Below are 17,912 nucleotides of genomic sequence, written 5' to 3' on the forward strand. Positions count from 1 at the left end.
GAGTTCCGACCAGGTCGGGTCAGCGCGGTCGCAGCCGGAACACCGGGATGCGGCGGTCGGTGCGCTTCTCGTACAGATCGAAGTTCGGCCACACCGCCCGCAGCGTCTGCCAGGCCGCGTCCCGCTCGGCGTCGACCAGTTCGGTGGGCACCGCCTCCGACACCTCACCGTGGACGATGATCTCGATCTCGTCGGCAGCGCGGAGGTTGAAGACCCACGCCGGCATCTTGGGACCGCCGAAGTAGGAGCCTGCGATCAACCAGTCCGACCCGTCCGGGACGGCCAGGAGTTGCGTCGTCCGGATCGCACCGCTCTTGCGGCCCGGGACCCGGATCGTGATGTTCGGCAGATCACCGATGTCGAGCAGGCTCAGCCGCTGTCCCGACACAGATTGAAGAACGCTGTCGCACCTGACGATCTGCGGGAGGAAGCGAGGCATCCAGGAGATCGACCCGATCTTCACCGCGAGTCCGCGCCGCACCTTCATGCGCCCAGTGTGTCACGGGGATTCGGCGAATCGACGTCGACTCCCCGGACCCGTGTCGAGTCTCCGCCGACGCCGTGACGGTTCGATGCCCTCCGGGCGGATGGGCACCGAGGTAGCGTTGCGGTCCGTGACGACCGGTGACAGCGTGACGCACATCTTGATCGACGGCGGCCAGACCGGCACCCGCGTGCGGATCGAGACGCCCGACGGTGGTTCCGGCCACGACGCGCCCCCGATCCGTACCGACCGACCGGTCGTGGAGCAGATCGCCGCAACCGTGCGGGACATCCTTCGAACGGCGATGGTGAGGTCGGGTCCCGACGGGTCGCCCGGCCCGTCGGTGGTCGCGGCCGGCGTGTCCGGACTGACCCCCGGCGCCTCCCGCCCAATCGATCTCCTCGCCGCGCTCGCCGACGCAGGCGTCGACTCCGTTGCCCTCGCCCATGATTCGGTGACCGCGTATTTGGCCGCGAATCGTCACGAGTTCGGCGCGGTCACCGCGGTCGGGACAGGCGTGGTCACCCTCGGGGTCGGCCGGGGCGGTGTCTGCCGGGTGGACGGCTGGGGATACCTCTTCGGCGACGCCGGCAGTGCCTACTGGATCGGGCGGTCGGGCATCACCGCGGCACTGCGCGCCTTCGACGGCCGGGGGCCCGAGACGGCACTCCGCGTGGCGACCGAGGAGGAATTCGGTCCGCTGGCCGAGTTGTACATGTCGGTTCAGGCCGACCCCGACCGCGTCGCACGCATCGCCGCGTTCGCCCGGGTGGTCGACGCCGCGTCGGAGGCCGGCGATGCGGTGGCCCAACAGGTCATCGACGACGCCGCCGACGAACTGGCGACGTCGGCGATGACCGCGCTCGGACGCAGCGGCCGCGAGGCCGGCGAGCCAGCACGCGTGAGCTGGGTCGGCGGTGTGATGTCGGCCAGTGATCGACTCCGAAACCGGTTCGTCGACAACGTCTCTCGCCGAGCCCCCGAGGCGTCCGTGGAACCGCCGCACGGCCCGCCCTTCGACGGCGTCCGACTCCTCACCGATCTCGACGCCGCACACCCGCTGTCCGAGCACGTCTACCGTGCGACCTCTGCTCCCTGAGCCGTCAGAACCGCGCAGCCCCCGCTCCCTGATGCGAAAGAAGCGCATAACCCCGGCTCCCTGACGAGCGCTCGGAAGCTTGCGGAGGGCGCGTCCACCCCACCGCTCCCTGAGGAGCGCCCGGAGCTTGCGGAGGGCGCGTGCACCCCACCGCTCCCTGAGGAGCGCCCGGAGCTTGCGGAGGGCGCGTCACGAAGGGTCCTGGCGACCGAGCTCGGGAGACCCTTCGTGACGCTCGCAAGCTCGCTCCTCAGGGAGCAGGGACGGGCTCGCTTGCTCGTGGGGAGCGGGAGAGCCGCCCCACCGGCTCAGCGACCCTTGAACTCGGGTTTGCGCTTCTCGAAGACGGCGGTGATGGCCTCGGTGAGGTCCTCGCTGGGCAGGAACGCGGAGTTCCACGCGGCGACGTAGCGGAGGCTGTCGTGGACGGCGGCGCTGCGCGAATGGTCGAGAACGGACTTGATGCCGTGGACCACGAGCGGCGGGTTGTCGGCGATCTCGCGGGCGGTCGAGCGGGCGAGCTCGAGCACGGCGGTCTGATCGTCGGCGACGTCGTTGACCAGACCGATCTTCTCGGCGCGGGCGGCGTCGATGTCCTTGCCGGTCAGCGCCAGCTCCCGCATGTGACCGTCGCCGATGATGAACGGCAGGCGCGCGAGTGTGCCCACGTCGGCGACCATCCCGACCTTCACCTCACGCACGCTGAACTTGGCGTCGGCGCTGGCGTAGCGCACATCGGCCGCGCAGATCAGGTCCACACCGCCACCGATGCACCAGCCGGACACGGCTGCGACCACCGGCTTGCGACAGTCGGCGACCGCGGTGATGCCGGCCTGGAGTGTGCGCAGCGAGTCGAGGAATTCGGTGCGCGGCGCCGCTTTCGCGTCCCCGGCGAGGACGGCCGACAGCGTCCCGCCCATCGCGACGAGGTCGAGGCCGTAGGAGAAGTTCTTGCCCGACCCTGTCAGCACCACCGCGCGCACTTCCGGATCGGTGTCGAGGTGCCCGAACAGCTCCGGGAGTTCCTGCCAGAAGTCCGGTCCCATGGCATTGCCCTTGCCCGGGCCGATGAGGGTGACTTCGGCGATGTGGTCGGACACGGTGACGTCGAACGCGGTCCAGGCGCGGTCGTTCCAGGCGTGGTCTGTCATGCGAGGGAGCCTACTCGGCGGTCAGAAGCGGCCGTGTCCGGATCCGCCGACGGCAACCGACGGCGACCGGCCGGGGCGAGAGCGGTGCGTCGACCCTGTTAGATGGGCACATGAGCGGATACATCCAGGAGGACATCGACCCGGAGGAACTCGCGCACCGGACCGAACTCGCGTCCGCGATCGCGGGAAGCGTCCGGGACTTGATCGATGCGACGGTGCGCACCGAGGTCGGTGAGACAGACATCGCAGAGGCGAGGCGGCTCATCGCCGCCGCCACCGAGGTCCTCCGGAAGGACCAGCTGCCGGGCCCGTTCGGCATCCGATTCAACTCCGACGGCACCAAACGGTCCTGGGGCAATGCCGTTCTGGGGCGGCGGAACCCGATCGCACCGCCGGTCGAGCTCCATCACGAATCCGAGTACAGCTGGCTCGAGGTCGCACTCGGTCCCCAGTACGAGGGTCCGGCCGGACTCGTCCACGGCGGCGTGCTCGCGCTCGTCTTCGACCAGCTGCTGGGCTCGACCGCGGAGTTCCAGGGTGTGCCCGGGATGACCGGCACCCTCACCGTCCGGTATCGGCGCGGTACGCCGCTCGGGGTGATCCGCGGCGAGGCGCGCGTCGATCGGGTCGAGGGTGTGAAGACGTTCGTCACGGGGACGATCTCGGTCGACGGCCAGCTCACGGCCGAGTCCGAGGGGATCTTCATCCTGCCGCGGTGGGCTCGCGGTGAGGTGCCCGACGCCATGCGGAACTCGGTCGGCGAGGGCTGACGCCCCGCCACCGCCGACAGACCCCCGACGCGGCCGGCCCGTCGCCCGATGACTGGTCAGACCTCCGGATGAGTCGACCGCGGCCCGACAGGCGAGTAGCGCGCACACAGGAACGCGCCGTTGCGTGCGAAGTCCTGCAACTCGAAGTCGTAGGCGCGCGGGAAGAGTGGTCGGCCCGACCCCAAGGTGACGGGCGCGATCGACACGATGACGTCGTCGAGCATTCCGGCTTCGGCGAACTGCGCGGCGAGGTCGCCGCCGCCCACGACCCAGACGTGGCGGTCGCCCGCTGCGTCGACCAGACGGTCACGGAGGTCTGCGGGGCTCCCGGCGACCACCGAGATGGTGTCCGACACCGGCGTCAGTGACTGATGGGTGAAGACGAACGTCGGTATGTCGTATGGCCACGGCTTCCCGTCGGAGACCTCGTGGTCGAGGATCCACCGGTAGGTCGTCGCGCCCATCACGGCGACACCGACCTGCCGGAAGAAGTCGTCGTAGTTCATCGGCCCGCCCTCCTCGAGCGGCTGGCTGAGCAGCCAGTCGAGGTTGTCCCGGTCGTCGGCGAGGAAGCCGTCGAGGGTCGTTGCCGTGTAGTAGCGGAATGCCATCAGAATCCTCCGGAGTGTTTGCGGTGCCACATGATCGGGTCGGGATCGAGAGTCGGGGCGGTGACGTCGACGCCGGAGTCCCGCAGCATCCAGCGGGCGACGAGCCGACGATGTGCGGAGAACGTCAACACGTGCGCGACGATCTGGGAGAGCAGGAACGATTCGGGTGGGTCGCACAAGGCGTCGATCACGCGGTCCTGCCACGCGCCGCGTCGGTCGATGTCACGGATCAGGGCGAGCCAGCGCGGTGCAATGTCGCGATGCAACTCGATGAGGTCGGTCAGTTGGGTCGGTGCGGCCGGCGGCAGGTCGGCTCCCTCGATCGTCGACAACCAGGGGAGTTTGTCGCCGACGAGATGGGAAATGACCTCTGCGAGAGAATCTTCCGGTCCACTCCAGGACAGCAGCTGGTTACCCGCGAGACGCGGCGCGGTCCACGACGCGGCGTCGAGCCCCTTCGCGGCGTCGAGGAGCGCCTCGATGTCGTCGAGGTCGTGGCGAATCATGAGCATCACCACGTTGCCCGCATCCTCGGTCGTGGGTGAGCCGCTGTCGACGTACAGCGCAGTGGGCGAGTGGAAGTGGATGCCGTTCGGCGCCGGCAGCCAGTGGCTGTGCTCTCCCACCGCACCCATGCGGCCGGGACTGTGTCCGAAGGCGCGGCTGAAGGCACGCGAGAAGCCGTCGACGGACGAGTACCCGGACTCGAAGGCCACGTCGGTCACCGACTGTCCCCGCTGGAGGAGCCACGCCGCACGTTCGAGGAGGACGCGGCGCCGCAGGGCCACCGGTGCCTCGCCGGCACCGCGCCGGACCTGCCGGGTGAAGTGGAACGGCGACGCGTAGGCGCCCGAGGCCATGTCGTCGAGCGAGGTGTTGTCCTCGGACAGCACCGCGTCGAGAAGCTGCCGGAGACGGTCACGGTCGGTAGAGGTCACCCTCTGAGTATGGAACCGCGAAAGCCGTTCCCGCCCGACCGAAATTGCTCCACCGGGCGGCGGTGCCGATCAGTCCCTCGTCAGCAGGGGGATCAGACGTTCGGTCTTGGCCTCGGTCCAGCCCGGCGGCTGCAGGATCTTGGCCCAGGCTGCCGGGATCGCGGACATGTAGTTGTGTCCGTGGCCGTCGGGGACTCCGACTGACACCGCCATGTCGGCGCTGACCTGCAAGAAGGTCACGAACGGGATCCACCGCATCGCCGACAGCACGTCGCGTCCGGGTTCCTCCTCGAGCCAGTCCGGCTCGCGGAGGATCAGTCGCGGGTTCCACCACGAGATCGGATCGGAGGCGTGCTGCAGATACACCGCGCGACCCGACGGCGACGTCCACTCGGTGGTCGGCTTGTCGAGGTCGGGTGCGTCGGCGATGAATCGGACCTGTCGTCCGTCGTCGTAGGTGGGCAACACTTCCGGCGTCCCGTCGTCGCGTGACCCGGTCGTGTCCACCCACAGTTTGTTGTTGAAGGTCGGTCCGCTGAACAACGCACCGTCGGTTCGCGCGCTCAGCGCCGGGATGGTCCCGAACGCCGACTCGGCCGCGAACGAGCCGAGGCTCTCGCCGAAGACGACGAGCTTGGGGCGTTGGGCCTCGGGTACCTCGCGCACCCGTTCCGAGACCGCCTCGAAGAGCGCCTGCCCGGCCTGCCGCGCGCGTTCCTTGTCGACGAGGAACGACAACCAGCTCGGCAGGTACGAGTACTGCATGCTCACCGTCGCCGTGTCGCCGTTGTACATGTACTCGAGCGAGTCCACCGTCGCCTGGTTGATCCACCCGGTGCCGGTGGTGGAGGCGACCGCGATGAGTTTGCGCTGCAACCCGCCGGCGCGGACGAGTTCCTCTGCGGCGAGTTCGGCATTGGCACGCAGATCTGTACCCGAGCCGAGCCCGACGTAGGCGCGGATTGGTTCCATGGCGGGGGACCCGTTGAACGCGCTCAGCTCTTCCACGGTGGGCGACACCGAGATGAAGATCCGGCCTTGACGCCCGAGCGAATCCCAGGTCACCAGCGAGCCCGGACCGCCCGAGCGCTGCGGGGTGGTCGGCGGACTGGAGTCCGCGGTCGTCTCGTCGTTGACCGCGGCGAACGACGAGTTCAGCGCCTGCATACCGTAGTTGGCGACGACGCCGTTGAGGACCAGCACCGTGATGATGATCGCGATGGTCGCCGCGGCGAAGGCCGAGATACGCGGCGGCGCCACGCGATTGAGTTTCCGGACGAGCCACTTCACCCCGTCGCCCCACGCCTGCCCGATGGTCATCAGCAGGGCGAAGACCACCACGGCGATGAGCAGGATCTGCGGGTAGGCCGTCCAGGACAGGAGGTCGACCCCCATCATCGTCCGGACCTGGTCCTGCCACCGCTGGAACGCGACCAGCATGACGACGGTGCCCGCGATCGCGGCCAGGCCCAGCGCCGCCCAGAGTCGGCGCATCGGCGCGGGCCAGGGTTCCTCCCGGGAGATCATGTAACGGATCAGCCAGGACACCAGCACACCGAGGCCGTACCCGACCGCGGCCGAGGCCCCGCTCACGATGCCCTGGAACAGCGGCCCGCGCGGCAGGAGCGACGGCGTCACCGACAGCCACAGAAAGACGAGCGCGACCGTCAACCCGACGCAGGAATACCGGTGGAGCCGCCGCCACCACGACGGCTTCTGTCCTTCTGCCGGGCCGGTGGCGCCGGACTGCTCCGGAACCGATGCTTCGTCCGGTTCCGGAGCGGCAGGTGGTTGCGAGGTGGGCGTGGTCGACGACACGTGGGTTCCTCTTTTCTCGAGAACCCGAAAACCGTAACACCGATCGCGGTGTGGCAGCGGCGCTTACGGCGACCGTGACCGTGGTGCCATCCAGCGGCGTCCGTTACTTGACCTCGGACCGCAGAATCCGTAGCACCCCGAACGCCAGGGGCAGTCCGATCCAGATCACTGCCGAGACGAGCATCCTCGCCCATTCGCCCCCGGTCGCCCAGTCGCCCTCTTGAAAGGGCACGTTCGTCAGGCCGGTGTCCACCCACTGGCCGAGATTGTCCTTGAACCACGGAACCAGCTGGCTGACCACGGTCAGAGCGGTGGGCAGCGCGAAGTAGGCGACGATCGCGCCCGGGGTGTTCAGGATCAGGGCGGCGAAGCCGAAACCGAGCAGCAAGCCGAAAGTCTGCGAGACAAACGAATTCACGAACCCGGCGAGCGTGAGGTCCCAGGAGCCGGCGGGATCGGTGAACGCCAGACCGGCGATCCCGTTGCCGATGACGCCGAGGATGAGCGCGACCACGACCGCCGCGACGGCGGTGAGGAGCGCCGCCACCAGCTTCGCTCCGACGACGCGCTGCCGTCGGGGTTCGAGGGTGAATGTCGTCAGCGCGGTGCGTTGGCTCCATTCCCCGGTCACGAGCAGGATCGCGAGGATGGGCAGGATGATGGCGGTCGGGATGTTCATCATCCCGAAGAACTGTCCGAGGTTGAGGTTCTCGGGGCTGTTGCGGTTCGCGATGAGCATCGCGATCACGACGATCGCCGCGATGACTCCGATCGAGGCGGTCAGCCAGAAACCCGCACGCGTGTCGACGAGCTTGCGCAGTTCGACGCGGACGAGTCGGGAGAACGGGATTCCGGGGCGCTCGACGTCGATCACGTCGGTGTGCGGCACGGGGGTGCCGAAGTCGGCGAGGGTCATCGAGCTACTCCTTCGAGTGTGGTGTGTTCACGCTGGGTGTCCGCGGTCAGCTGCAGGAACATCGCCTCGAGCTGGGCGCCGTCCGCGGGCCGCAGCTCGGTGAGGACGACGCCGACGGCGGCCGCGGCGCGGCCCACGTCGACGGGGTCGGCCTCGACATCGAGTCCGCCGGAGGCGTTGCGCTGCACGGTGATCCCGGCTGCGTTCAGCGCCTCGCCGAGGGTCGCGTCGTCGAGTGATCGGACGCGTGTCCCGGCGCCGGCGAGCAGTTCGTCTTTGGTGCCCTGGGCCACGATCCGGCCGTTGCCGATCACGACGATGTCGTCGGCGACGATCTCGATCTCGTGCAACAGGTGCGACGACAGCAGCACCGTGCCACCGCGATCGGCGTACCCGCGCAGCAGGGTTCGCATCCAGTGGATGCCCGCCGGGTCCAGTCCGTTGGCCGGTTCGTCGAGGATCAGGATCTTCGGGTCCCCGAGCAGGGCTGCGGCGATACCGAGACGCTGGCGCATGCCGAGGGAGTAGTTGCGCACTCGTCGCCCGGCCTCCTCCGGGGTGAGGCTGACCAGCTCGAGCATCTCGTCGACGCGGTCGTGGCCGATGCCCATGGTCATCGCCGACAGTCGCAGGACCTCCGCGCCCGTCCGGCCGGCGTGCTGAGCCGAGGCGTCCAGGAGGATGCCGACCTGCGTGCCGGGATTCGGGATGGACCGGTAGTCGACGCCGTAGAGTTGCGCCACCCCCGACGTCGGCGGCGTCAGCCCGGCGATGATCCGCATCGTCGTCGACTTCCCGGCGCCGTTGGGGCCCAGGAATCCGGTCACCTGCCCGGGGCGGCAGGTGAAGGACACGTCGTCGACTGCGACGTAGTCGCCGTAGCGCTTCGTCAGATTCTTCACTGTGATCATGTCGTCCATCGTGTCGTTCCCGCACGGCGCGCACATCGGACCTCCGGACAGCGTCGTATCGACCGAAAGTCGTAGGGGTCGACACCCATCGGGAGGACGCGGGCACCACCGGCGCCCGACTACGGTGACGGTTGTGCGTCCTGAGCAGTACCAACCACCGATGACGTGGGCCGGCCGATTGTGGCGGCTCGCCGTGATGCTCTGCGTCTCGGCCGGCACCTTCGCCACCCGTGCGTCGTACCTGTGGGACGAGGCCCGGTGGTGGTTCGTCGCCGACCTCGTACTCGGGGTGCTCTCCTACATCGTCATCTGGTGGCGCCGAAGCCATCCCGTACCGGTCACGACGTTCACGAACATCGTGACCATCGTGTCGTCGTCGTCTCTCGGACCGGGCATTCTCGCCATGGTGTCCCTGTCGACCCGGCGTCGGTGGCGCGAGATCATCCCGCAGGCGGTGTTGTCCGTTGTCGCGGGGATCATCGCCCTCGCCTTCTTCGCCACGCCGACCGAGGCGAACGATCCCGTCATCATCAGTTACTCGGTCACGGCGGTCGCGACCGCGGCGATGGTCGCGTGGGGTCTTTACATCGGTTCGCGCCGTGAGCTTCTCGCCAGCTGGCAGGCGCGCGCACTGGCCTCCGAGGCCGAACAGCAGGCGAAGGTGATGCAGGCGCGTTCGCTCGAACGGGCGCGGATCGCACGCGAGATGCACGACATCCTCGCGCATCGGATCTCGGCGATGAGCATGTACGCGGGCGCACTGGCCTACCGTTCGGACCTGTCCGGAGAGCAGATCCGCGAGACGGCGCAGACCATCCAGGAGACCTCGCACCTGGCGTTGACCGAGCTGCGGGAGGTGCTCGGGGTTCTGCGGGAGGGGCCCGGCGACGCCGCGCCCGAGGAACCGCAAGGGGTTCCGGACCTGGCCGCGCTGATCGAGGAGGCGCGCCGGCTGGGGATGCGTGTGGACAGCCGATGCGACATCGATGTCGATTCGCTGGGCCCGGCGATCTCACGCACGCTGTATCGGTGTGTGCAGGAGGCCTTGACCAATGCGCGGCGTCATGCGCCGAGCGCGCCGGTGACCATGCACATCCGGGGCGGACCCGAGCACGGTGTGGACCTGCTCGTCGAGAACCCGCTACCGCTGACAGCGGGTTCTACCGGTCCCACACCAGGATTCGGACTCGTCGGCCTGGCCGAGCGGGTCGGGTTGCACGGCGGCAGGCAGTCGGTGACCGTGAGCGAGGACAAACGGTTCCTGTTGCACGTCTGGTTACCGTGGCAGTCATGACCGCCCGCATCATGATCGTCGACGACGACCCCCTCGTCCGTTCCGGACTCCGGCTCCTCCTCGGCGGTGATGCCGGCCTCGACATCGTCGCCGAGGCGGGCAACGGGCAGGAGGCCCTCGACACCCATGCCGCGGCGCCCGTGGATCTCGTCCTCATGGATCTGCGGATGCCGGTGCTCGACGGGATCGCGGCCACCGGCCGCTTCAAGGCACTGGTCTCGCCACCCGCGATCATCGTGCTCACGACCTTCGACGCCGACGACTACGTGGTCCGCGCACTCGCGATGGGTGCCGACGGATTCCTGCTCAAGGACACGCCACCCGACGACATCGTCGCGGCCATCCACCAAGTGCTCGACGGTCGACCTGCCCTGAGTCCCTCGGTGACCGCCGCGTTGATCAAGCAGGTCGTCACCAGCGGCGGTCACCGAACCTCGTCCGCGGTCGAACGTGTCGACCGACTCACCGCACGCGAGCGTGATGTGGCCGTCGAGCTCGCCCGCGGGGCGTCGAACGCCGAGATCGCCGAACGGCTCTACATGAGTCTTGCGACGGTCAAGGCGCACATCTCGCACATCTTCACCAAACTCGACGCGGGCAACCGGGTCCAGGTCGCGATCCTGATGCACGACGCCGGGATGGTGTGAAGTCGACACACCCACCCCTCTTCCGTGAACCCACCCGGTCCGGGCGTGGTGCGTTTACGGAAAAGGGGTGGGTCTGCGAATTCCGTGGGCGCGGAGCCGCCTACCTGCCGGTTGAGCTTGTCGAAACCCCCGGGCCCGTCACCAGCGGAAGGTCGAGTGTGGTGCGAAGTCCCGCGGGCCCGTCGACCACCGCGGGGATGGCGTTCACGATCCGGCCGGCCGCGGCGACGATGGCGGCGTGGTTGTGGTCACCCTTGCGGCTCGTCGGCATGATGTCGACGGTGTACGACGGTTCGCCGGTGATCTCGACGCGGTAGCACCCGCCGGGCTGAGCCGGCTGCGCCCAGTCCGGCCGCAGGTCACCTCGAAGCCGCGTCACGTGCTCGATGACGATCACGGGTTCGCCGGCCACCTTGCCGATGATCTCGAAACGCACGGCCGCGCGGGTGCCCGCAGCGATGTGACCGGCCGCGATGTCGAAATCCTCCGGCGCAGGCTCGCTTTCGGAGATCTCCTCGATGTCGTCGACGGTGACGCCGAGACCGGCGGCCAGTTGCCGGATCGTCGTTCCCCATGCCAACCCCAGTACCCCCGGCAGGAACAGCATGGGGGTCTCGTCGAGCGGTTTGCCGAAGCCCATGACGTCGAACATGACGGTCGCCCCGTCATAGGTCGCGTAGTCGGCGATCTCCATGCAGCGCACCTGCTCGATGTGCTGGCAGGTGCCCGCGAAGACGAACGGGATGAGGTCGTTGGCGAATCCGGGATCGACGCCGGTCACGAACAGGCTGGCGCCGCTGCCCGCGGTGGTTTCGTCGATCTTGGCGATCGCCTTCGCGGGCATGACGTCCCAGGGGTACTGGAGCGTGTTCGGGGAGGACCCGACGACGTCGATCCCGGCGACGAGGATGCGCAGCACATCGTCGAAGGCCTCGACGGGACGCGTGTCACCCATGGCGCAGTACACGACACAGTCCGGCTTCGTCGCGATCACCTCGTCGAGGTCGCCCACCGCCAGGACTCCGGTGGGTGTCTCCAGCCCGGCGAGCGTCGCGGCGTCGACACCGACTTTTTCAGGGGTGGACACGCAGACGGCCACGAGTTCGAACCGCGGGTCCTCGATCAGCTGGGTGAGGCACAACCGGCCGACGTTGCCGGTTCCGACGAGAGCTACCCGGAAGGACATGGCGTGGAACTCCTTGTGTTCGATCGGCGCCGGTGGGGCGTGGTGTACACCTGTCCGGACGTTTGTCTGTTCAGTAGACCATTTTTCGGTGGAACCTGTTCTATTTTCGCGCTCGTCGCGGTAGCGTTGCCGCCCATGGGACGCGTAGACGACAAGGTTGCAGTGATCACCGGTGGTTCGCGGGGCATGGGCGCCGAGCACGCCCGGGCCCTCGTGGCCGAGGGGGCGAAGGTGGTGATCGGCGACATCCTCGACGACGAGGGCAAGGCGCTGGCCGCCGAACTGGGGGACGCGGCGCGCTACGTCCACCTCGATGTCACCTCGCCCGAGGACTGGCAGACGACGGTGTCCACCGCGGTAGACGAGTTCGGCAAGGTCAACGTCCTGGTGAACAATGCCGGCATCGTGAACGGTTCGACGATCCAGAAGTTCCGGCTGGACAAGTGGAAGCAGATCCTGGACGTGAACCTGACGGGCACGTTCCTCGGAATCCAGGCGGTCGCGGACCTGATGATCGACGCCGGCGGTGGCTCGATCATCAACGTCTCGTCGGTGGAGGGCCTGCGCGGAAGTCCCTGGGCGCACGGCTACGTCGCGAGCAAGTGGGGCGTGCGTGGTCTGGCGAAATCGGTTGCGCTCGAACTGGCTCCGCACAACGTGCGGGTGAACTCCATCCACCCGGGTCTCATCCGGACGCCGATGACCGAGGGGATCCCCGACGACATGGTGACCGTGCCGATGGGCCGGGCCGCGGAGTCACGCGAGGTGTCGACCTTCGTGGTGTTCCTGGCCAGCGACGAGTCCTCGTACGCGACCGGTGCCGAGTTCGTGATGGACGGCGGCCTCAGCGCCGACGTGCCACACAAGTGAACGCCCACACCAGGACGACCATCCCGATCAGTTCGACGAGTGTCTGCGTGATCACCGTCGCCGCGGCCAGTTCCGCCCCGACCGGCAGCGCCAGCGCGAGTGGCAGGACGACGAGCGAGTTGCGGGTGGCTCCGGAGAAGACGACCGCCGTCGACGGCTCCGGGGCCAGGCGGAACATGTGTGCCACCGCGACACCGGCCGCCACCATGATCGCGAGGAACGCGGCGTAGACCGGGATCACCCCGGCGATGTCGGCAAAACGCGAACCGACCAGAGGTACCTGGGAACTCACGGCGACGAAGAGTACGGCCACCATGAGCGGGACCATCGTCATCGTGGCGCCGACCGAGGCTCGACGACCCGCCTCGGATCGTTCCGCCCACGCCTGGGTGAGCCACGCCAGTGCCAGCGGGCAGAGGATGAGGACAGCGAACGCCCAGAGGAACGGCTCCGGTTCGATCACCGACCGTCCGTCACCGAGCAGCAGCACCAAGTACAGCGGTGTCAGCAGCATCTGGGCAAGGAGCAGCAGCGGCGTCGCGGCAAGGAGTCGTCGGGCGTCCCCGCCGCCGAGTCCGGCGAATACGACGACGTAGTCGACGCACGGACACAACAGCACCAATAGCGCGCCGACACGGATCGCGTCGTCGGCGGGCAGCGCTGAAGACAACACGGCCACCAGAAGGGGCGCCACGACGAAGTTCAGGAACAGCACCGCGACCAGGAACCGCCGGTCCCGCAGCGATTCCAGGAGATCGGACCGGCGGATCTGCAGAAAGGTGACATAGAGCAGCGCGGCGAGCAGCGGCGTGATCGCCGACTCGAGGCCCTCGGCGGGACCGGGTGCGGCCAGTCCCGCACACAGTCCGGCGACTATCGCGCCGAGGTAGAGGGCGACCTGGTGACGTTCGAGGCGGTCGACGACAGTCGCGGGTCTTGGCACCGAATCATTCTGCGACACCGCGGCCGCGTTCACCGACACCGCCATGGCGCGGTACGGCAGACTCGACCGGGTGATCACCCCGTCCCGGCGCACCGACGTCGCGCTGCTGGTCGTGGTGATCGTGTTCCTCGTCGCGGTGAACGTCGGTGCGCATCTCGCGGACGGCCCGCTGTCGGTGGCGATCGTCCCGGTTGCCGCAGTCGTGGCCGTGGGCCTCGCCCGCCTCGCCCGCCTCGGCTGGCGGGACCTCGGCCTGAGCCGTGCGGAACTGCGCGCCGGCATCCCGGTCGCCGTGGCCGCGGTCCTCGTGGTCGCGGCTGTGGTCTCGACAGCGGTCGCGATCCCGGCGACGCGTGAGTTCTTCCTGTCCGACCGCTATGACGATACCTCCGAGGCCCTCCTGGCGGCGTTCGTGATCATTCCGCTGCAGACCGTTCTCCCGGAGGAGGTCTTGTTCCGCGGTGTGCTGCAAGGGGTTCTGGGCCGGTTGTTCGCCCCGTTGACGACGCTGGTCGTCGGTGCGATCGCCTTCGGTCTGTGGCACATCCTGTCCTCGACCGGTCTCACCGCGGGCAACGAAGGCCTGAGCGGCGTGCTGGGTGCCGGGACGGTTGCACAGATCGCCGGCATCGCAGGTGCGGTCGTGGCAACCGGGGCCGCGGGTTTCGTGCTCGGGTGGTTGCGGCAACGCACCACGAGCCTCCTCGCACCGATCGCGCTGCACTGGGCACTGAACGCCACCGGGGCGATCGGTGCCGCGGTGGCCTGGCAGGTGTCGTAGATCGAACACCGCTGGTATGCGCGCAGCAGCACCACGAACCATGCTCCCTAATCCGAAAGAAGCCCATAACCCCTGCTCCCTGAGGGGTGAGGAGCGCAAGCGACGAGCCTCGAAGGGCCTGGTGAGACGTGTTGCTACACCCTTCGTGGCTCGCTTCGCTCGCTCCTCAGGGAGGGGGGCTCCTTCCTGTTCTCGAGGTCACGCTGTCCCGAAGATGCGATCGCCGGCGTCACCGAGTCCGGGGCGGATGAAGCCGTTGTCGTCGAGTTCGCGGTCGACCGCCGCGGTGAAGATCGGCACGTCGGGGTGTGAGCGATGCAGGACCTCGATGCCCTCCGGGCAGGCGAGCAGGCAGACGAACTTGATGGACTTCGGACCGTACTCCTTGATCCGGTCGATCGCGGCGACCGCCGAATGCCCGGTCGCCAGAAGCGGATCTACGATCACGACATCACGCTCGGACAGCTCCGACGGCATCTTGAAGTAGTACTCGACGACGACCATGGTCTTCGGGTCGCGGTAGAGGCCGATGTGTCCGACGCGCGCGCCGGGAACCACGGTCAGCATGCCGTCGGCGATACCGGCGCCGGCCCGCAGGACAGCGGCGAACACCAGCTTCTTGCCGTCGATGACCCGGGCGGTGGTGGTCTCGAGCGGTGTGTCGATGGTGATCTCGTGCATCGGGATGTCACGCAGGACGTCGTACGCCATCAGGATCGAGATCTCGTCGAGCAGACGGCGGAAGTCGTTGGTCGACGTCTCCTTACGACGCATCAGGGTCAGTTTGTGTTGGACCAGCGGATGGTCGATGACGGCGACGCTGCCCATGGGTTCCTCTCGGTCAGTGGTCGGCTCAGAAAACAGTGCCGGTACTGCGTATCGTCAACGGCGGCAACCCATCGCGAAGTCGGCTCGCGAGCACGCGGCCGGCCGCCCACGTGCCACCCTCGAGCACGCAGGCCAGGGGCATCGAGGCTGCATCGGCGTCGAGGCGGTCGCGCACGAGGTCGGCGATCTCGTCGAGAAGGGCGACGGTGAGCGCCCGCCATTCGACGACGAGCTCGTCGCCGACCTCCCACTCCCGGTCCGCCCAGGCCTCCTCATGCAGCGCGAGCACACCCGAGTCGAGGAGAAGGCCACCGTTGCGGTATTCGGGGAGGCCGGTCAGCTCGTCGAGTCCGGTCACCTGGACACCGGCCCAGCGGAACGGTTCGAGAAGCGAATAGGTCAGCCACTGGGACAGTTTGTGGAACGGCACCCAGCCGGCGGTGAGGCCCGGGCCGACGACGGCGTCGTGATGCCAGCAGTCGCCCAGTGGGTGGGTGTCGATCGTGTTGTCCGACGGCCAGATCGGGCCCAGATACTCGAGTACCCCGCTCAGGATGTCGACCGCGGGCACCTCCGCACGACCACCGCGGGTGAGGTGATCGAACAGGCCGCCCGGCCGGGCGTCCGGACCGAAGATCTCGGGGCGGCTCGACAACACCTCGCCCAGGCGGCGCAGGAGATCGACCCGCCCGGGCAGGCCCGTGAGCGGGTTGTCGGGACCCACCTGGAAGGCCGCGCCGAGAGTGTCCGCCGTGACGCGGCCCAGACCGGTGGCGTCGACCCGCAGGGGATCGGCCGGGTCGCTCGAGAACACCCCCTCGCAGAACGCCACCCAGCTCGCGACGCCGAGCCCCTCGGAACGGGTGAGAACCAGGTCGCTCGACCGTTCCCGAAACGACCACTCGGGTCCCGCGCCGGCATCGAGGAGGACGCTGACCAGCACGACGTCGATGAGCGCGCGGGTTCGCTCCGCCGAGCCGGCCGGGGGCAAGGCGGCGTCGAGAGCGCCGAGGCGGTCGATACCGCCTGCCTCGAAATGTCGCCACCTGCTGTGAAAAGGGATGTCTCCGTCGGGATATCGCAACCGAGTCGTTTCCACGACGATGTCAGCTGCCGCGTCCCGCGCATCGTCGTGGACGATGAACCACGACGATTCGCCGGCCCGCGCCCGTTCGAGGAGTTGTCGCGACCGGCTCCGGACGGTGGCGGTGGAGCGCAGCAGCCGGGCGGCCTGTGAGGCGGAGAGTTCCACCTCTGGTGCTCCGGTCATCACAACCCCCGGCCCTTGACCTGACGCAGCTGTTCGGCATCGGGCACGGGTCCGGGCGTGAAGTAACCGGCAGCCATCTTCGCGTCGATCTCGACGCGGGCGTCGGCGGGGATCAGTTCGTCGGGGATGTTGACCCGTTCGCCGACCTCGATACCCGAGCCGGTGATGGCGTCGTACTTCATGTTCGACATCGACACCAGGTGATGGATCCTGGTGATCCCGAACCAGTGCAGGACGTCGGGCATGAGCTCCTGGAACCGCATGTCCTGTACGCCCGCAACGCATTCGGTGCGGGCGAAGTACTGGTCTGCGGTGTCACCGCCGAGTTGGCGTTTACGGGCGTTGTACACCAGGAACTTGGTGACCTCACCGAGCGCGCGTCCCTCTTTGCGGGAGTAGGCGACCAAGCCGACGCCACCGCGCTGGGTGCCGCGGATGCACTCCTCGATTGCATGCGTCAGATATGGACGGCACGTACAGATGTCGGAGCCGAACACATCGGAGCCGTTGCACTCGTCGTGCACCCGTGCGGTGAGTTCCACCGACGGGTCGGCAAGGTCGCGGGCGTTGCCGAAGATGTAGACCGTCTGCCCGCCGATCGGCGGGAGGAACACCTCGAGATCCGACCGCGTGACGAGTTCGGGATACATGCCGCCGGTCTCCTCGAACAGCACCCGGCGCAGCTCGGCCTCGGAGCAGCCGAACCGCTCGGCGACGCCGGGAAGATGCCACACCGGTTCCACGGCCGCCTTGGTGACCAGAGCCGCGCCACTCGGCAGCAGGACCTCACCGTCGGGCACCAGACGGCCCTTCTCGATCGCCTCGGCGATCTCGGGAAGGATGACGTGCGCTTTGGTCACCGCGATGGTCGGCCGGATGTCGTAACCGCGAGCGATCTCGTCGGGGAAACTCTCGGCGACCGTCGCACCCCAGGGATCCAGCGAGACGATCGCGCGCGGATCGCCCCACTGTGGATACGGTCCGATGTGGTCGGTGGGCGAGGTGTTGGTGAGATCGGCTCGGTGCTCTCGTGCAAGGGCGCCGGCGGCGACGGCCAGTGCGCGATAGACGCTGTAGGAGCCGCTGTGGGTGCCGATGACATTGCGATGCGCACGCGTGCCCGTCGTCCCGATGACAGGACCGCGTTCCGCCGCGGTGGCCGCCCCCCAGTGGATGGGCGGGGCGTCGACCCCGCCGCTGTGTGAGGTCAGTCGGATATGGCCCAGGGACCTGTGTTCGCCGGACATCGTCGTCGTCCTCACCTTCGTCTCGAGGCGGTCACCCGCCACGGAGGGAAAGCGCCAGCATAGTTCCGGATGCCCGTGTGCGCCGGGTGATGCGAAACGCCACGGCGGCGGCACCCCACGAAGGGTGCCGCCGCCGTATCTGAGTGCT

18 protein-coding genes are annotated in these 17,912 nt (G+C 68.3%); 6 read left to right on the forward strand and 12 right to left on the reverse strand.

Annotated features, from left to right (window positions below):
- Positions 1–19: 19 nt before the first annotated feature.
- Entirely contained in the window at positions 20–487 is a 468-nt protein-coding gene (locus tag Q9R39_RS13820; protein ID WP_311277641.1) for a nitroreductase family deazaflavin-dependent oxidoreductase, read from the reverse strand.
- Between the two features lie 100 nt (positions 488–587).
- Here Q9R39_RS13820 and Q9R39_RS13825 point away from each other — a divergent pair, with 100 nt between their 5' ends.
- Positions 588–1,583 (forward strand): BadF/BadG/BcrA/BcrD ATPase family protein, encoded by a 996-nt coding sequence (locus Q9R39_RS13825; protein ID WP_311277642.1) that lies wholly within the window; start codon positions 588–590, stop codon positions 1,581–1,583.
- A 308-nt stretch (positions 1,584–1,891) separates the two neighbouring features.
- On the opposite strand, the gene Q9R39_RS13830 is transcribed toward Q9R39_RS13825, so the two are convergent.
- Positions 1,892–2,734 (reverse strand): crotonase/enoyl-CoA hydratase family protein, encoded by an 843-nt coding sequence (locus Q9R39_RS13830; protein ID WP_058253511.1) that lies wholly within the window; start codon positions 2,732–2,734, stop codon positions 1,892–1,894.
- Between the two features lie 110 nt (positions 2,735–2,844).
- Here Q9R39_RS13830 and Q9R39_RS13835 point away from each other — a divergent pair, with 110 nt between their 5' ends.
- A complete protein-coding gene (locus Q9R39_RS13835) occupies positions 2,845–3,504 on the forward strand; it encodes a PaaI family thioesterase (RefSeq protein ID WP_159370916.1) in 660 nt (219 codons plus the stop codon).
- A 56-nt stretch (positions 3,505–3,560) separates the two neighbouring features.
- On the opposite strand, the gene Q9R39_RS13840 is transcribed toward Q9R39_RS13835, so the two are convergent.
- The 5 genes from Q9R39_RS13840 to Q9R39_RS13860 all read right to left on the reverse strand — a co-directional run bounded on the left by Q9R39_RS13840 (position 3,561) and on the right by Q9R39_RS13860 (position 8,698).
- Complete coding sequence (locus tag Q9R39_RS13840; protein ID WP_311277643.1) at positions 3,561–4,115, reverse strand: dihydrofolate reductase family protein; 555 nt, start codon at positions 4,113–4,115, stop codon at positions 3,561–3,563.
- Entirely contained in the window at positions 4,115–5,053 is a 939-nt protein-coding gene (locus Q9R39_RS13845; protein ID WP_211539511.1) for an AraC family transcriptional regulator, read from the reverse strand. The genes Q9R39_RS13840 and Q9R39_RS13845 overlap by 1 nt, the downstream gene beginning before the upstream one ends.
- A 69-nt stretch (positions 5,054–5,122) precedes the next feature.
- Entirely contained in the window at positions 5,123–6,871 is a 1,749-nt protein-coding gene (locus tag Q9R39_RS13850) for an alpha/beta-hydrolase family protein (protein WP_311277644.1), read from the reverse strand.
- Between the two features lie 103 nt (positions 6,872–6,974).
- On the reverse strand, positions 6,975–7,787 hold the full coding sequence (locus tag Q9R39_RS13855) for an ABC transporter permease (protein ID WP_311277645.1): 813 nt from the start codon (positions 7,785–7,787) through the stop codon (positions 6,975–6,977).
- On the reverse strand, positions 7,784–8,698 hold the full coding sequence (locus Q9R39_RS13860; protein ID WP_311277646.1) for an ATP-binding cassette domain-containing protein: 915 nt from the start codon (positions 8,696–8,698) through the stop codon (positions 7,784–7,786). The genes Q9R39_RS13855 and Q9R39_RS13860 overlap by 4 nt, the downstream gene beginning before the upstream one ends.
- Before the next feature lie 160 nt (positions 8,699–8,858).
- Between Q9R39_RS13860 and Q9R39_RS13865 the strand changes: the two genes are divergently transcribed.
- Both Q9R39_RS13865 and Q9R39_RS13870 read left to right on the forward strand, forming a co-directional pair.
- Positions 8,859–9,992, forward strand: a complete 1,134-nt coding sequence (locus Q9R39_RS13865; protein WP_311277647.1) for a histidine kinase — start codon at positions 8,859–8,861, stop codon at positions 9,990–9,992.
- Positions 9,989–10,639, forward strand: a complete 651-nt coding sequence (locus Q9R39_RS13870; protein ID WP_311277648.1) for a response regulator transcription factor — start codon at positions 9,989–9,991, stop codon at positions 10,637–10,639. The genes Q9R39_RS13865 and Q9R39_RS13870 overlap by 4 nt, the downstream gene beginning before the upstream one ends.
- A gap of 100 nt (positions 10,640–10,739) precedes the next feature.
- On the opposite strand, the gene Q9R39_RS13875 is transcribed toward Q9R39_RS13870, so the two are convergent.
- Positions 10,740–11,825, reverse strand: coding sequence for a diacylglycerol kinase (locus Q9R39_RS13875; RefSeq protein WP_058253503.1), 1,086 nt, complete (start codon positions 11,823–11,825; stop codon positions 10,740–10,742).
- A gap of 135 nt (positions 11,826–11,960) precedes the next feature.
- Here Q9R39_RS13875 and Q9R39_RS13880 point away from each other — a divergent pair, with 135 nt between their 5' ends.
- Complete coding sequence (locus Q9R39_RS13880; RefSeq protein WP_055475422.1) at positions 11,961–12,695, forward strand: glucose 1-dehydrogenase; 735 nt, start codon at positions 11,961–11,963, stop codon at positions 12,693–12,695.
- Here Q9R39_RS13880 and Q9R39_RS13885 read toward each other — a convergent pair.
- Entirely contained in the window at positions 12,670–13,683 is a 1,014-nt protein-coding gene (locus Q9R39_RS13885) for an arsenic resistance protein (protein WP_175404376.1), read from the reverse strand. The genes Q9R39_RS13880 and Q9R39_RS13885 overlap by 26 nt on opposite strands.
- Before the next feature lie 25 nt (positions 13,684–13,708).
- Here Q9R39_RS13885 and Q9R39_RS13890 point away from each other — a divergent pair, with 25 nt between their 5' ends.
- Positions 13,709–14,419, forward strand: a complete 711-nt coding sequence (locus tag Q9R39_RS13890) for a CPBP family intramembrane glutamic endopeptidase (protein WP_082653006.1) — start codon at positions 13,709–13,711, stop codon at positions 14,417–14,419.
- A gap of 198 nt (positions 14,420–14,617) precedes the next feature.
- On the opposite strand, the gene upp is transcribed toward Q9R39_RS13890, so the two are convergent.
- Genes upp through Q9R39_RS13905 form a run of 3 tightly spaced genes read right to left on the reverse strand, consistent with a single transcriptional unit; the run spans position 14,618 to position 17,764 of the window.
- Entirely contained in the window at positions 14,618–15,247 is a 630-nt protein-coding gene (gene upp, locus Q9R39_RS13895) for a uracil phosphoribosyltransferase (protein ID WP_058253501.1), read from the reverse strand.
- A 25-nt stretch (positions 15,248–15,272) separates the two neighbouring features.
- A complete protein-coding gene (locus tag Q9R39_RS13900; RefSeq protein ID WP_247449343.1) occupies positions 15,273–16,517 on the reverse strand; it encodes a URC4/urg3 family protein in 1,245 nt (414 codons plus the stop codon).
- Positions 16,517–17,764 (reverse strand): GTP cyclohydrolase II, encoded by a 1,248-nt coding sequence (locus Q9R39_RS13905; protein WP_058253522.1) that lies wholly within the window; start codon positions 17,762–17,764, stop codon positions 16,517–16,519. Before Q9R39_RS13905 ends, Q9R39_RS13900 begins: the two co-directional genes overlap by 1 nt.
- Between the last annotated feature and the right edge of the window lie 148 nt (positions 17,765–17,912).

The sequence above is a fragment of the Gordonia sp. AC31 genome (genome assembly GCF_031844505.1).
Taxonomy (GTDB): Bacteria; Actinomycetota; Actinomycetes; order Mycobacteriales; family Mycobacteriaceae; genus Gordonia; species Gordonia hongkongensis.